The sequence below is a fragment of the Bacillus sp. FSL R5-0709 genome, assembly GCF_038004785.1.
GTDB lineage: Bacteria > Bacillota > Bacilli > Bacillales > Bacillaceae_G > Bacillus_A > Bacillus_A mycoides.
Map to the genome: position 1 here is coordinate 1,297,201 of NZ_JBBORT010000001.1, position 12,794 is coordinate 1,309,994.

The following is a 12,794-nucleotide window of genomic DNA, read 5'->3' on the forward strand; positions in this document are numbered from 1 at the left end:
ACATCATCTACCGCATTTTGCTGAAGAATAAGAGGAGATTTGTAAGTAAGAATTGAATTATAATAATGATGCATATAATGGAGAGGGGGCTCGTTCATGTCATTTAAAGACTATGAATATAAACGGCCAAATATTGAAGAATTAAAAGGGAAATTTACTGTTGCTTTAGAGAAGTTTGATAACGCAAAAACTGTAGAAGAACAAAAACAAGTTATCAATTCAATTAATGAAATTCGTAATGACTTTGGTACAATGGGTAACCTTTGTTACATTCGTCATTCTGTTGATACGACAGATGCCTTTTATAAGGATGAGCAGGATTTCTTTGATGAATTCTCTCCAGTTGTACAAGGGTATGGTACAAAGTATTATAATGCGTTAATTCATTCTCCATTCCGCGAAGAATTAGAGGCGTATTATGGAAAGCAATTATTTGCTCTAGCTGAATGTGATTTAAAAACATATTCAGATGAAGTAGTGAAAGATTTACAATTAGAGAATAAATTGTCTTCACAATATACGCAGTTATTAGCATCTGCAAAAATTGACTTTGCAGGAGAAGAAAGAACGTTATCGCAACTTATTCCGTTTATGCAAGGAAAAGAAAGAAGTGAACGTAAAGCAGCAAGTGAAGCATACTACGGATTTTTAGCTGAGAACGAGGAAGAGTTAGATCGTATTTATGATGAGCTTGTTAAAGTGAGAACGAAAATCGCAAAAACACTTGGTTTTAAAAACTTTGTTGAATTAGGATATGCAAGAATGTATCGTACAGATTATAATGCTGAAATGGTAGCGAACTATCGTCAGCAAGTATTAGATTATATCGTTCCAGTTGCAACCGAGTTAAGAAATAGACAAAAAGCACGCATTGGTGTAGAAAAGCTCGCTTATTATGATGAAAACTTTGAGTTTGCTACAGGTAATCCAACTCCAAAAGGCGATGCCGATTGGATTATTAATCACGGGAAAACGATGTATAAAGAATTATCAGCTGAAACAGATGAGTTTTTTAATTTCATGCTCGATAATGATTTATTAGATTTAGTTGCGAAAAAAGGAAAAGCTGGTGGTGGATATTGTACATATATCGAGAATTATAAAGCGCCATTCATCTTCTCAAACTTTAATGGAACGTCTGGGGACATTGATGTATTAACACATGAAGCTGGTCATGCTTTCCAAGTATATGAAAGTCGTAAGTATGAAATTCCAGAATATAATTGGCCAACATATGAAGCATGTGAAATCCATTCAATGAGTATGGAATTCTTTACATGGCCATGGATGAAGTTATTCTTTGAAGAAGATGCGGATAAATATTATTTCTCACACTTAAGTTCAGCACTTCTATTTTTACCGTACGGTGTATCTGTAGATGAATATCAACATTATGTATATGAAAATCCAGAAGCATCGCCAGCAGAGCGTAAGTCAGCATGGCGTAACATAGAGAAGAAGTATTTACCACATCGTGATTATGAAGATAATGATTATTTAGAGCGTGGTGGTTTCTGGCAACGTCAAGGTCATATTTATAGCTCACCTTTCTATTATATTGACTACACGTTAGCTCAAATTTGTGCACTGCAATTTTGGAAACGTGCAAGAGATAATAGACAAGAGGCTTGGGAAGATTATGTGAATCTTTGTCAACAAGGTGGAAGTAAATCATTCTTAGAATTAGTAGAAGTTGCAAATTTAACATCACCATTCGCTGAAGGGTGTGTAAAAAGTGTAATTACAGAAATTGAAGCGTGGTTACGTGCTGTTGACGACACAAAATTGTAAAAAAACATGCACTTTTTTCCTATGTTTAACATCGACATAATAGAAAAATGATGAGATAATAAAAGAAAATTCAGAATTATTTTAGGGGTGTTTTTAATGGGGAGCGCCCCTTTTCACCAACAAAAGGGGGGAAAGCACTATGCTTCAATCTAATATGGATGTTAGTTTAGAAACTTTAGTCCACTCATTACAGTCTACACGAAGCACGCTGTTATCAGAAATTGAAATGTTAAATGATACGGAGGTGAATGTAAAGCCACGCCGTGATAAATGGAGTATTATTCAAATTTTGCATCATTTGCATTTAGTTGAACAGTCTGTCACATCTGCCCTTGTATATGCTTTGCAAAAAAAAGAAAGAAAACTTGCTCCATTTAAAGACCTCCAACTTACGCTTGATCGCACACATAAAAGGGAAGCTCCTCAACAAATGAAACCAACAGAAACATTAATGAAAAAACTGCAAGGAATTCAATTACTAGAACATTCACGACAAGAATTATTACATGCCCTTCATAGTGTAATAGATGAAAAAGAATTATTTGAAAATGGATTAAAACATCCTATTTTTAATGATTTGAATTTATATCAATGGGTTCAATTTCTAGATTTACACGAACAAAGACATCTTACACAGCTAAAAGAAGCGAAACATGCAATTTTACAGCGTTAAAATGAAAGAAGTGGGGAACCGCTTCTTTTCTTTTTTACTCATGCATAGTTTTCTTTCTCATTTTGGAATACTACATGGAGAAAAGAAAAGAAAAAAAAGAAGGAGTTGAAAAGCATGTCAAAGAAAAAGAGAGAAGAAGAGCGCGCCTGGAAAGCTCGGAAAGAAAATCAAAAGCCACATGGGAAAGTGAAAGCTTTTGCAGAATTAGTTGAAGGAACAGAAAAAACGTGATGAAGTTCATCACGTTTTTTGTATGAGTGGGAAAGTTAATAAGAAGGTTGTACCTGTCCCTTTTTCGCTTATAATATCAATCTTTCCATCCATTGCTTGAATGACGCTGAAGACGACCATCATTCCGAGTCCGGTCCCTTTTTCTTTCGTTGAGTAGAAAGGTGATCCAAGGCGTTTTATTTGTTCTTGATCCATACCAACTCCTGTATCTTTTATATATAATTGTATATGTTTATGGTTTGGAACTAATGTAAGAATAAGGTCGCCACCTGTAGGCATAGCCTCAATACAATTTTTAAAAATATTTAATAAACATTGGTTCAGTTTTTGCTTTTCGCCAGCGATAAAGAAAGATGTACTTTGTTTTATATAATTTATACGAACATTTGCTAAATTGGCGAGAGGTGTGATCAAAGACAACGCATGAAGTAATTCTTCCTCTACTTGTAATTGTTGTTCTTTTTCAATACTCGGTTTTGCAAAAGTTAAGTAGTCTGTAAGAACGTGATTTGCTTGCTCGATACCATTAATGGCTATGTCGATATATAATTTTCGTTCTTTCTCAGAACATGTATCTGACTGTAAAAGTTGTAAAAAACCTTTCGTTGCAGTTAAAGGATTACGAATTTCATGAGAGATAGAAGCTGCCATTTCGCCGATTAAATGAAATTTCTCAGCGTTCATAAGTTCATTTTGGAGACGAACTTGCATTTGTAATATGTGTAGTAAATATAAAATAAGGATCGTGCCAATCATCGTACATAGTTCGTACACAATGATATGTGGTATATAATCTGCCTCATTTGTAACACTTGCAAGGAAAAATGGTATCCAACCAAATCCATAAGTAAGACTGTAAAAAATAGCAAGTGTTATTTTTATATGATTAGAACTTCGATTAAAAAATTTGTATGTTAATAGTAGAACAATAAATAGGAGAATAGAAGCGATAAAGGATGGAAACGCACCTATTCCTCCCAATAAAAAGCGATAAATGTTTAATACAGCTAAAATAGAGCCACCAGCAATAGGCCCTCCCGTTAACGTGCCGACAATTAATACGATATGTCGCATGTCGAACTGAAAACCATTATTTGTTTTTGCTGCGAAAGTGATACATAGTATGGTAGCGAGGCAACACAATACAATAAATATGGCTGAATTTAATTTAGGAGATCGTTTCCCTTTCTGATTCCAAAATAAATGATATACGAGCATTGTAACGAGAATAGATAATATATTTAAAAAGAGGTAAATAATAAAGAGTTCCAGTGGGATGCCTCCTCTCTTCTAACATTAAATTAATCATACTATAAAATGAAATAAATGAAATGCGAAATAGTGGAAAAAATCAGAAATTTTTTCTGGTAGTATACAATATGTTACAATAATCTTTGTCAATGAAAGAAGAAATTCCGTGCACTGCACGGGAGAGGTTCGCGAACTCCCTCTATAAAAAACTATGGAAACAACAATATCATTAGGTATTGTTTTGTTTTTTTATTGTGACAGTTCAAGAACGTTCTTTCTTCTTATTCGTAGTAGAGAAGGAGAATGAGTGAAATGAAAAAAGAAAAAGCAGTTGTTGTTTTTAGTGGTGGACAAGATAGTACAACATGTTTATTTTGGGCGATACAGCAGTTTGAAGAAGTGGAAGCTGTAACATTTAACTACAATCAACGTCATAAATTAGAAATTGATTGTGCAGTGGAAATTGCGAAAGAGCTAGGAATTAAACATACGATACTAGATATGAGCCTATTAAATCAACTTGCTCCAAATGCGTTAACGAGAACGGATATGGAGATTACACATGAAGAAGGTGAATTGCCATCAACATTTGTAGATGGACGAAATTTACTATTTTTATCATTTGCGGCTGTATTAGCAAAACAAGTTGGAGCACGTCATATTGTAACGGGTGTATGTGAAACTGATTTCAGTGGTTATCCAGATTGTCGTGACGTGTTTGTGAAATCATTAAACGTTACATTAAATTTATCTATGGATTATCCGTTTGTTATTCATACACCACTTATGTGGATTGATAAAGCAGAGACATGGAAATTATCTGATGAACTTGGAGCATTTGAGTTTGTTAGAGAAAAAACATTAACATGTTATAACGGAATCATTGGTGATGGTTGCGGTGAATGTCCAGCATGTCAACTTCGTAAAGCGGGATTAGATACGTATCTACAAGAACGCGAAGGAGCGAGCAACTAATGGATAACTTTTTTGGATTTCGCATCGTAGAAAATTTGCAAAAAATGGACAAGGATATTCAGCGTGAACAACTCAAATATCATAATAAAAGAGTAATGGTCAGCAAGGAATTTACATTTGACGCAGCGCACCATTTACACTGCTATGAAGGGAAATGTAAAAATTTACATGGACACACATATAAAGTCGTATTTGGAATTAGCGGATATGTAAATGAAATAGGCCTTGCAATTGACTTTGGAGATATAAAAGAGATTTGGAAAAATGAAATAGAAATTTATTTAGATCATCGTTATTTAAACGAAACATTGCCAGAAATGAATACGACTGCTGAAAATATGGTCGTTTGGATTTATGAAAAGATGGCAGAAGCATTAACGAAAGATAATCGTGCGAACGAATATAAGGGAGCTCGTGTTGAATTTGTTCGTCTTTTTGAGACGCCGACTAGTTATGCGGAAGTAAGACGGGAGTGGATGCTCGATGAGTAAAATCCCCGTCTTAGAAATATTTGGTCCAACCATTCAAGGAGAAGGGATGGTTGTAGGACAAAAGACAATGTTTATCCGTACAGCGGGCTGTGATTATAGCTGTGCTTGGTGTGATTCTGCTTTTACATGGGATGGATCGGCAAAAGATCAAATTAAACAAATGACACCGGAAGACATTTGGAATGAGCTTGTAGAAATTGGTGGAGAAAATTTTTCTCATGTTACGATTTCGGGTGGAAATCCTGTTTTGCTGAAAAATATGCAATTTCTTCTTTCTATATTAAAGGAGAATGGAATGCGAACAGCGGTAGAAACGCAAGGGAGTAAATGGCAAGATTGGTTGCTTCAAATTGATGAGGTAACGATTTCTCCAAAACCACCAAGTTCAACTATGAAAACAGATTTTCATATGTTAGATTCTGTTATTCATAAACTAGCAGGGAAAGATTTTAGTTTAAAAGTAGTAGTATTCGATGATCAAGATTTTGAATATGCAGTTAAGATGCACGAGCGTTATCCGAATGTACCATTTTTCTTACAAGTAGGGAATGATGATACGAAAACAGTGGATGATGCGGTGCTTATAAAAAAACTATTAGAAAAATATGAGTGGCTTATTGAAAAAGCTGTGAATTGTAAAGAAATGAATGATGCGAAAGTACTGCCTCAGCTTCATGCGTTAGTATGGGGAAATAAACGAGGGGTATGATGAGAAGGGATGTTTAAAATGGCAGGAAGATTAGATGAAGATTTAAAAGATGTAACATTATTAGGAAATCAAAATACAAAATATTTATTTGAATATAGCCCGGAAATTTTAGAGGTATTTGATAATAACCATCCAAACCGTGATTACTTTGTAAAATTCAATTGTCCTGAATTTACAAGTTTATGTCCGAAAACAGGACAACCAGATTTTGCAACAATTTATATTAGCTACATTCCAGAACAAAGAATGGTAGAGAGTAAATCTTTAAAGCTATATTTATTTAGCTTCCGAAATCATGGTGACTTCCACGAAGATTGCATGAACGTTATTATGAATGATTTAATTAAATTAATGGATCCACGCTATATTGAGGTATGGGGGAAATTTACACCACGTGGTGGTATTTCAATCGATCCTTACTGTAACTACGGCCGCCCAGGAACTAAGTATGAGAAAATGGCAGACTACCGCATGATGAATCACGATTTATATCCAGAAAAGATCGATAATCGTTAATATAGAAAGAAAGGATCTGTATGATATACAGATCCTTTCTTTCTATTATATTATGCATGTTGATTAATGACAGTATAGTTTTTATGGCTTACAACTGTAAGAGGTTCCATATCTAGTTCTCTAAAATTCTCCATAATTGTTATATCAACAATAACGGAGTTTTGATTTACCTTTTGAACACGGCCTTGCATTCCACCTTTAAATTCAATGATATCTCCAGTTTCTGCGATCTGCATAAGCAACTCTCCTTGTTCCAGTTTTCCCAAAAAAAGAATAATTTGGGCTTTTTTATTTCTTCTTATTTTGAACTATATTTACTACTTTGTAAATGTTTCCAAAGTAAAAATTCGAAAAATATTCACTTTTTGTAAGAAAATATGTAAAAAATATTGTTTAGGAGAAGAATGATGAAAATGCATACATCTTTATACGGAAGTATAATAAAAGATACAATGACCTACTAAAGTGGGAGAAATTAGGGGCTGGAAAATGATGTTTGAAATTGTGGGGAGCTTTATAGCGATTTTATTATTTTTATTTTCATATATACAGTTGAAGAAAGTGCGTCATCATGAAACAACTACATATTTTGATGGACTGGATGGTGTGCACAACTCGATAACACATGATAGTGGTGGGGATATATAACTTTCTTTTTATGCATGGTATGATGGCAAGAAGAAATAGTACGTAATATAGTTCGTAAGTGATGAATGGGGAGTGGAAAGAATGCGAATTTCTTTTATTCGTCATGGTCGTTTGGACAGTACTATAGAGCCAATGACAATTATTTTATTTCGTGAATGGATGAAGCAATATGATTTAGGGACTACAGTAAAAGAAACTCCTATACCAATTGAAACAATTGAGGCGATTGAATCAGCGAAACTGGTTGTAACGAGTGATCAAAGGCGCGCTGTACAGTCAGCGGCTGAGTTATTGGATTCCCTATCTTTTGTGCAAAATCCTCTTTTTAGGGAAGCGGAAGTTCCAACGAGTTTTTATGCTCCAAAATGGTTGAAATGTAAACCGAATGTATGGATGTTTATTGGACGTACACGATGGATAGTTGGTTATAGTAAAGAGGTTGAGTCTTATAAGGAAGTACGAGAAAGAGCAAGGCAAGCCGCTAATATGTTGCACCGCTATGCGCTCGTACATGGACATATTGCCCTTGTAGGTCATAGTTATTTTAATGCGATGATTGGGACTGAACTGAGGGCAATGGGGTGGTCTGGGTCGCCTATTTTTCATAGGAAGCCATGGGGATGTACAACGTATACATTTCATGAGGCGATGGATGGAAATGTATTAAATACAAAATTAATTTAAAAGAGGCTGTCCCTTTGGCAGCCTCTTTCTCTACATAACAAGTAAAAAAGAATTGTCCTTTTAAAATATAGAAACCAATGACCGTAATGGTTTTATTAGATGGGCATACGATTCACCGACGAGCATAACGGTTTTATCTTCTTTGTAACCAAGTTTTTCATATAGTGAAAAAGCGCGTTTGTTTTCTAAATTAACAAGTAAGGCAATTTTTTCATGCCCTTTTTCAGTTGCATGAAGTTCAGCTGCATCGATTAATTTAGAGCCAATACCACGTCCACTGTACATACTTGAAACTGACAACGTGTCAATATAATACTCATCAAGTTCAGCTTCTTTTTCTAACGTAATGGATTCGTCTTCATGTAGTTCTCTTAAGTAGTGTATGATTGGTGCATCAAGTTGTTCAGCGTCACTACCGTGATAAACGACAATAACCCCAACTACCTTTCCACCTTGTTCAGCCACTAAACAGTTTTCATAGCTCAATCGATTATTTTCTTTTACGAACCATGTTTCAAGTCCTAGTATTACTTTTGCTTCAACTGTGCTACCTGTGATTTTTTCAGCAATTTCGTGCAGAGCGTTATACAATAAAGGTGCTACTTCTACCGCATCTGTCTTTTTTGCTTTCCGAATCATAGTATCCCTCCTAGTTCTAAATGTATATTGTAGCATAAAATAAAATATCAAACAGTGATTTGGAACTTTGTTATACAGGGTATCAAAAAGTTTGATATAGAGAAGTAGCTATGTTAGTATATGATATTTAGTGCGAATATAATAAAGTGATGTAGATATAAAAATAATGAAAGTGAATTACATAATAGTAACGGGATAATTTTACCGTTGTCGACCTATAGAAGATGCGATAGAATAAAATATTGCAGAGAGGTGAAATACATGGATAAACAATTAGCAAATACAATTTTGGATCAGCTGAAAAATGATGAAATAAAGGAGTATGTTGTGACGAAAGATGTATTTTATACGTTCAGAGAAGTTGTTGTAAATCGAGAAGATTTTAAACATATTATCGGGAACGCACAGCGCGGTGGACAGGTAATTTATACATATTCAGAAACACCACGTTCATAAATAGAAGATAAAGGAGAGGAGAATTATGGGGGATTTTAAACAAGGCATATTGCCACATTGGGATTATATGTGGAAAGATAGAGCTGGGAATAGGTTTATGGGAATGGTTATGTATCCAGAGAAACGAAAATGTTCAGCAAAAATGCTTCAGAAAATAAAAAGGGCGTATGAACAAGCAGTAGAAATTAAAGTAACGGTACAAGTTCAACATACATATCAGTACGTAGAAGGAATGATCGTATACTTTGATGAAGAAGCTCCTGTATGTACAATGCTCGATAAAGATGAGAATCCACATCATATATTTGTAAGAGATATTTTGCGTATTGAGCACCCTGAATAATTTTTTTCATAAATAAATTGAAGTTCCATAATAATAATCTTTTTCTATAATAGTTATCTTTTAGTATGTAACGAGGAACGAAAGAATATGTATAATATTTAATAAAGTAAAATTGATAAATGTAATCGTTTGTTAGAACAGATTATCGTTTAATATCTGTTCTTTTTTGCGTGATGCTGGAGAAATATATTACTCCAGCATTTACTGTTTTATGACAAAAAATATTGGTAACTTTTTTAAAAATAAGGTTAAATTCGTTGACAACTTTTTTGAAAAGCACTTTATTGACATGAGTTTTAGAATGTTGTTTCATAGTCTTTGTATTGAAAAAAATCGACGGTCATGTCGAAAAGTAAAAGTTAAAAAAAGAAAGAATTTATACATATATCTTGTGTCTTATTTTGAAACGTAATACAATATATAGAGAAATCAAGAAACGACATACAGAGAATATAGATTGGAGAGGGAGGGTCGGAAATGTTAGTTGCATATGATTCTATGACAGGAAACGTGAAGCGTTTCATTCACAAATTAAATATGCCGGCCGTTCAAATTGATGAAGCTCTAGTATTAGATGAAGACTTTATTCTTATTACGTATACAACAGGTTTTGGAAATGTACCGGAACGTGTTTTAGACTTTTTAGAACGCAATAATGAAAAATTAAAAGGCGTATCTGCAAGTGGCAATCGTAATTGGGGAGACATGTTTGGTGCAAGTGCTGACAAAATCTCTACTAAATATGAAGTGCCTATTGTATCAAAATTTGAGTTATCTGGAACAAATAATGATGTAGAATATTTTAAAGAAAGGGTGCGGGAGATTGCGACACATTGAACTGAATAATGAAATCACGCAAATGCAGGACGGTTTTTATCAGCTTCATAAAGATAAAGAGGCGTTAGAAGTCTTTATGGAAGAAGCTAGAGAGAATACCGTTCATTTTAATAGCGTGGCAGAGCGAATGGAGTATATGAAAGAACATGATTACTATTACAACGTTCTGGACGAGTATAGCTTGGAGGAAGTAGAAGGAGTTTATAACATCGCTTATGGTGAAAACTTCGAGTTCCAATCTTATATGGCAGCATCTAAGTTCTATAAAGATTATGCGTTAAAAACGAATGATCAAAAACAATACTTAGAAAGCTATGAAGATCGTGTAGCAATTGTGTCATTATACTTAGGACGCGGTGATGTTGCGAAGGCAAAACACTTCGCAAGCATGATTGTAAAACAAAACTACCAACCAGCGACACCAACCTTTTTAAATGCGGGAAGAAGCAGAAGAGGAGAAATGGTGTCTTGTTTCTTGTTAGAGATGGATGATAGCTTAAATTCAATCGGCTTTAACATTAATACTGCAATGCAATTATCGAAAATCGGTGGTGGAGTAGCTTTAAACTTATCTAAGCTACGCGCACGTGGTGAGCAAATTAAAGGTATTGATAACGCCGCAAGTGGTGTAGTACCTGTTATGAAATTACTTGAAGATTCGTTTTCGTATGCGAATCAGTTGGGTTAACTTTATGGCTCAACTATAAAACCAGGTCAATTGCTGGAACGCCTGAGTATATCAAGGTAGGATACTACGAAGAAATTACGTAGCGAACCCTGAAAATCCAAGATTGCAGGAAATCAGCAGCCGAGCTCCTAAATTTATTAGATAAGGAGAAGGTTCAACGACCAAGTGGCTATGTAGGTGACTAAGTAGCTCGAACCTGGCTTCTCAAAACAACCAAATTCAAAGGGTGTATACAGTTATTATAGTTTATGCCATATTCATGTGCATCAAACATATGATAAATGGTTAAATGAAGAATTTGGCGAGAAGAAGATATGGTCTGAACTCTATAGCGATATAGAGAGGATAGCAGAAATGACTATCCCCCATACGTTTTGACGATATGGAGTAACAATATGCAACGAAAAGGTGCAGGTGCAGTATACTTAAACATTTTCCATTGGGATATTATTGAATTCCTTGATACCAAAAAAATAAATGCCGATGAGAAGAGCCGTATTCAGTCTCTATCAATCGGAATTATCGTTCCAAGTAAGTTCTTTGAGCTTGCTGAGAAAAACGAACCTTTCCATGTTTTCGCGCCTTATACAGTATTTAAAGAGTACGGAAAACATTTAGATGATATAGATATCGACGAAATGTACGATGAATTAATGAGCAATCCGAAAGTGAAGAAGAAGCCATTAGATATTAGTGCGCGTGATATGCTGATTAAAATTGCTATGATTCAGCTTGAGTCTGGTTACCCATACTTAATGTTTAAATCAAATGCAAATAACCAGCATCCACTGAAGGATATTGGAACTGTGAAGATGTCGAACTTATGTACAGAAATCTTCCAGCTACAAGAAACTTCTGAAATAAATGATTACGGTACAGAAGACATTATCCGCCGTGATATTAACTGTAACTTAGGATCGTTAAATATCGTAAACGTAATGGAAAATAAAGAAATTCGTGAAGCAGTTCATGCGGGAATGGAAGCTTTAACAGCTGTTTCTGATATGACGATCATTCCGAATGCCCCAACTGTGAAAAAAGCAAATGATGAGCTTCATTCAGTTGGACTTGGAGCAATGAACTTACATGGATATTTAGCAAAAAATAAAATCGCTTATGAAAGTGCTGAAGCGAAAGAATTCGCTCGTACATTCTTTATGATGTTAAATTACTACTCGATTGAGAAAAGTATGGAGATCGCTAAAGAAAAAGGCGAAACATTTAAAGACTTCGATAAGTCTGATTATGCAAACGGCACATACTTTGAAAAGTATGAAACGACAGATTACAGCCCAGTAACTGAAAAAATTCAGCAATTATTTGAAGGAATTCATATTCCAACAAAAGAAGATTGGACAAGTTTAAAAGAGCAAGTACAGAAGAATGGTTTATACAACTCATATCGTCTTGCAATCGCTCCGACACAATCGATCAGTTACGTTCAAAATGCAACTTCAAGCGTAATGCCAATCGTAAGTCAAATTGAATCAAGAACGTATGCGAATGCGACAACATATTATCCAATGCCGTATTTATCAAAAGATACGTTTTGGTACTATAAATCTTCTTATGATATGAATCAGTTTAAATTAATTGATTTAATCGCAGAAGTTCAAGAACATATTGACCAAGGAATTAGTACAATTCTTTATGTTAATAGTGATATTTCAACACGTGAGTTAGCACGTTACTACATTTATGCACATAAAAAAGGCTTGAAGAGTCTTTATTATACGAGAACACGTAAATTAAGCGTGGAAGAGTGCGTGGCTTGTACCGTTTAATATAAAAAGTGAGACATTATGAGCAGGGTTTTTCTGAACCCTGCTCATGCTTAGTTATCAATTTTTTATGTTTATTTA

General features: G+C 34.6%; 15 protein-coding genes, 2 pseudogenes and 1 riboswitch. Of the genes and pseudogenes, 14 read left to right on the forward strand and 3 right to left on the reverse strand.

The window, feature by feature from the left end; all coding sequences use genetic code 11:
• The first annotated feature begins 96 nt into the window (after positions 1–96).
• The 3 genes from MKX37_RS06640 (at position 97) to MKX37_RS06650 (ending at position 2,695) form a co-directional block, all read left to right on the forward strand.
• The gene (locus tag MKX37_RS06640; protein ID WP_002011536.1) at positions 97–1,791 is read left to right on the forward strand and encodes a M3 family oligoendopeptidase; all 1,695 of its coding nucleotides are present in this window, start codon (positions 97–99) and stop codon (positions 1,789–1,791) included.
• 139 nt (positions 1,792–1,930) lie between these two features.
• Positions 1,931–2,464 carry a DinB family protein gene (locus MKX37_RS06645; RefSeq protein WP_002030551.1) on the forward strand — a complete coding sequence of 178 codons (534 nt, stop codon included), beginning with the start codon at positions 1,931–1,933 and terminating at the stop codon, positions 2,462–2,464.
• Between the two features lie 114 nt (positions 2,465–2,578).
• Complete coding sequence (locus tag MKX37_RS06650; RefSeq protein ID WP_000038354.1) at positions 2,579–2,695, forward strand: DUF6254 family protein; 117 nt, start codon at positions 2,579–2,581, stop codon at positions 2,693–2,695.
• A 9-nt stretch (positions 2,696–2,704) separates the two neighbouring features.
• Here MKX37_RS06650 and MKX37_RS06655 read toward each other — a convergent pair whose 3' ends face one another.
• Complete coding sequence (locus tag MKX37_RS06655; RefSeq protein WP_078421968.1) at positions 2,705–3,913, reverse strand: ATP-binding protein; 1,209 nt, start codon at positions 3,911–3,913, stop codon at positions 2,705–2,707.
• 208 nt (positions 3,914–4,121) lie between these two features.
• A riboswitch (PreQ1 riboswitch) is annotated at positions 4,122–4,165 on the forward strand.
• Between the two features lie 93 nt (positions 4,166–4,258).
• Here MKX37_RS06655 and queC point away from each other — a divergent pair.
• Genes queC through queF form a run of 4 tightly spaced genes read left to right on the forward strand, consistent with a single transcriptional unit; the run spans position 4,259 to position 6,637 of the window.
• Complete coding sequence (gene queC, locus MKX37_RS06660; protein WP_002168840.1) at positions 4,259–4,921, forward strand: 7-cyano-7-deazaguanine synthase QueC; 663 nt, start codon at positions 4,259–4,261, stop codon at positions 4,919–4,921.
• Positions 4,921–5,412 (forward strand): 6-carboxytetrahydropterin synthase QueD, encoded by a 492-nt coding sequence (gene queD / locus MKX37_RS06665; protein WP_002011526.1) that lies wholly within the window; start codon positions 4,921–4,923, stop codon positions 5,410–5,412. The genes queC and queD overlap by 1 nt, the downstream gene beginning before the upstream one ends.
• The gene (queE, locus tag MKX37_RS06670) at positions 5,405–6,121 is read left to right on the forward strand and encodes a 7-carboxy-7-deazaguanine synthase QueE (protein WP_002126181.1); all 717 of its coding nucleotides are present in this window, start codon (positions 5,405–5,407) and stop codon (positions 6,119–6,121) included. Before queD ends, queE begins: the two co-directional genes overlap by 8 nt.
• A gap of 18 nt (positions 6,122–6,139) precedes the next feature.
• Positions 6,140–6,637, forward strand: a complete 498-nt coding sequence (gene queF, locus MKX37_RS06675; RefSeq protein WP_002086808.1) for a preQ(1) synthase — start codon at positions 6,140–6,142, stop codon at positions 6,635–6,637.
• Between the two features lie 50 nt (positions 6,638–6,687).
• Here the strand turns inward: queF and MKX37_RS06680 are convergent, their stop codons facing one another.
• Entirely contained in the window at positions 6,688–6,873 is a 186-nt protein-coding gene (locus MKX37_RS06680; protein ID WP_002064385.1) for a YkvS family protein, read from the reverse strand.
• 253 nt (positions 6,874–7,126) lie between these two features.
• On the opposite strand from MKX37_RS06680, the gene MKX37_RS06685 reads away from it, so the two are divergent.
• Positions 7,127–7,285 (forward strand): hypothetical protein, encoded by a 159-nt coding sequence (locus MKX37_RS06685; RefSeq protein WP_002126183.1) that lies wholly within the window; start codon positions 7,127–7,129, stop codon positions 7,283–7,285.
• A gap of 81 nt (positions 7,286–7,366) precedes the next feature.
• Positions 7,367–7,969 carry a histidine phosphatase family protein gene (locus tag MKX37_RS06690; protein ID WP_002126185.1) on the forward strand — a complete coding sequence of 201 codons (603 nt, stop codon included), beginning with the start codon at positions 7,367–7,369 and terminating at the stop codon, positions 7,967–7,969.
• A gap of 60 nt (positions 7,970–8,029) precedes the next feature.
• On the opposite strand, the gene MKX37_RS06695 is transcribed toward MKX37_RS06690, so the two are convergent.
• On the reverse strand, positions 8,030–8,608 hold the full coding sequence (locus tag MKX37_RS06695) for a GNAT family N-acetyltransferase (RefSeq protein ID WP_002126186.1): 579 nt from the start codon (positions 8,606–8,608) through the stop codon (positions 8,030–8,032).
• A 261-nt stretch (positions 8,609–8,869) separates the two neighbouring features.
• Here MKX37_RS06695 and MKX37_RS06700 point away from each other — a divergent pair, with 261 nt between their 5' ends.
• From MKX37_RS06700 to MKX37_RS06720, 5 genes and pseudogenes are all read left to right on the forward strand, one after another.
• Positions 8,870–9,064 (forward strand): abortive phage infection protein, encoded by a 195-nt coding sequence (locus MKX37_RS06700; RefSeq protein WP_078421969.1) that lies wholly within the window; start codon positions 8,870–8,872, stop codon positions 9,062–9,064.
• A 25-nt stretch (positions 9,065–9,089) separates the two neighbouring features.
• Complete coding sequence (locus MKX37_RS06705; protein WP_002011512.1) at positions 9,090–9,407, forward strand: hypothetical protein; 318 nt, start codon at positions 9,090–9,092, stop codon at positions 9,405–9,407.
• 477 nt (positions 9,408–9,884) lie between these two features.
• Complete coding sequence (nrdI, locus tag MKX37_RS06710) at positions 9,885–10,244, forward strand: class Ib ribonucleoside-diphosphate reductase assembly flavoprotein NrdI (RefSeq protein WP_000959445.1); 360 nt, start codon at positions 9,885–9,887, stop codon at positions 10,242–10,244.
• Positions 10,231–10,929, forward strand: a pseudogene (locus tag MKX37_RS06715) (ribonucleotide reductase N-terminal alpha domain-containing protein); the annotation flags it as partial. The gene nrdI and the pseudogene MKX37_RS06715, both read left to right, overlap by 14 nt.
• Before the next feature lie 401 nt (positions 10,930–11,330).
• A pseudogene (locus tag MKX37_RS06720) lies at positions 11,331–12,716 on the forward strand (ribonucleoside-diphosphate reductase subunit alpha); the annotation flags it as partial.
• Positions 12,717–12,794 lie beyond the last annotated feature (78 nt).

Excerpts from the sequence above, each read along its gene's own strand:
- MKX37_RS06645 (WP_002030551.1), top strand. The coding sequence starts at position 1,931 with ATGCTTCAATCTAATATGGATGTTAGTTTAGAAACTTTAGTCCACTCA.
- queF (WP_002086808.1), top strand. The coding sequence starts at position 6,140 with ATGGCAGGAAGATTAGATGAAGATTTAAAAGATGTAACATTATTAGGA.
- MKX37_RS06685 (WP_002126183.1), top strand. The coding sequence starts at position 7,127 with ATGATGTTTGAAATTGTGGGGAGCTTTATAGCGATTTTATTATTTTTA.
- MKX37_RS06700 (WP_078421969.1), top strand. The coding sequence starts at position 8,870 with ATGGATAAACAATTAGCAAATACAATTTTGGATCAGCTGAAAAATGAT.
- MKX37_RS06690 (WP_002126185.1), top strand. The coding sequence starts at position 7,367 with ATGCGAATTTCTTTTATTCGTCATGGTCGTTTGGACAGTACTATAGAG.
- queD (WP_002011526.1), top strand. The coding sequence starts at position 4,921 with ATGGATAACTTTTTTGGATTTCGCATCGTAGAAAATTTGCAAAAAATG.
- MKX37_RS06680 (WP_002064385.1), bottom strand. The coding sequence starts at position 6,873 with ATGCAGATCGCAGAAACTGGAGATATCATTGAATTTAAAGGTGGAATG.
- MKX37_RS06640 (WP_002011536.1), top strand. The coding sequence starts at position 97 with ATGTCATTTAAAGACTATGAATATAAACGGCCAAATATTGAAGAATTA.
- queC (WP_002168840.1), top strand. The coding sequence starts at position 4,259 with ATGAAAAAAGAAAAAGCAGTTGTTGTTTTTAGTGGTGGACAAGATAGT.
- MKX37_RS06695 (WP_002126186.1), bottom strand. The coding sequence starts at position 8,608 with ATGATTCGGAAAGCAAAAAAGACAGATGCGGTAGAAGTAGCACCTTTA.
- MKX37_RS06655 (WP_078421968.1), bottom strand. The coding sequence starts at position 3,913 with ATGCTCGTATATCATTTATTTTGGAATCAGAAAGGGAAACGATCTCCT.
- MKX37_RS06650 (WP_000038354.1), top strand. The coding sequence starts at position 2,579 with ATGTCAAAGAAAAAGAGAGAAGAAGAGCGCGCCTGGAAAGCTCGGAAA.
- nrdI (WP_000959445.1), top strand. The coding sequence starts at position 9,885 with ATGTTAGTTGCATATGATTCTATGACAGGAAACGTGAAGCGTTTCATT.
- MKX37_RS06705 (WP_002011512.1), top strand. The coding sequence starts at position 9,090 with ATGGGGGATTTTAAACAAGGCATATTGCCACATTGGGATTATATGTGG.
- queE (WP_002126181.1), top strand. The coding sequence starts at position 5,405 with ATGAGTAAAATCCCCGTCTTAGAAATATTTGGTCCAACCATTCAAGGA.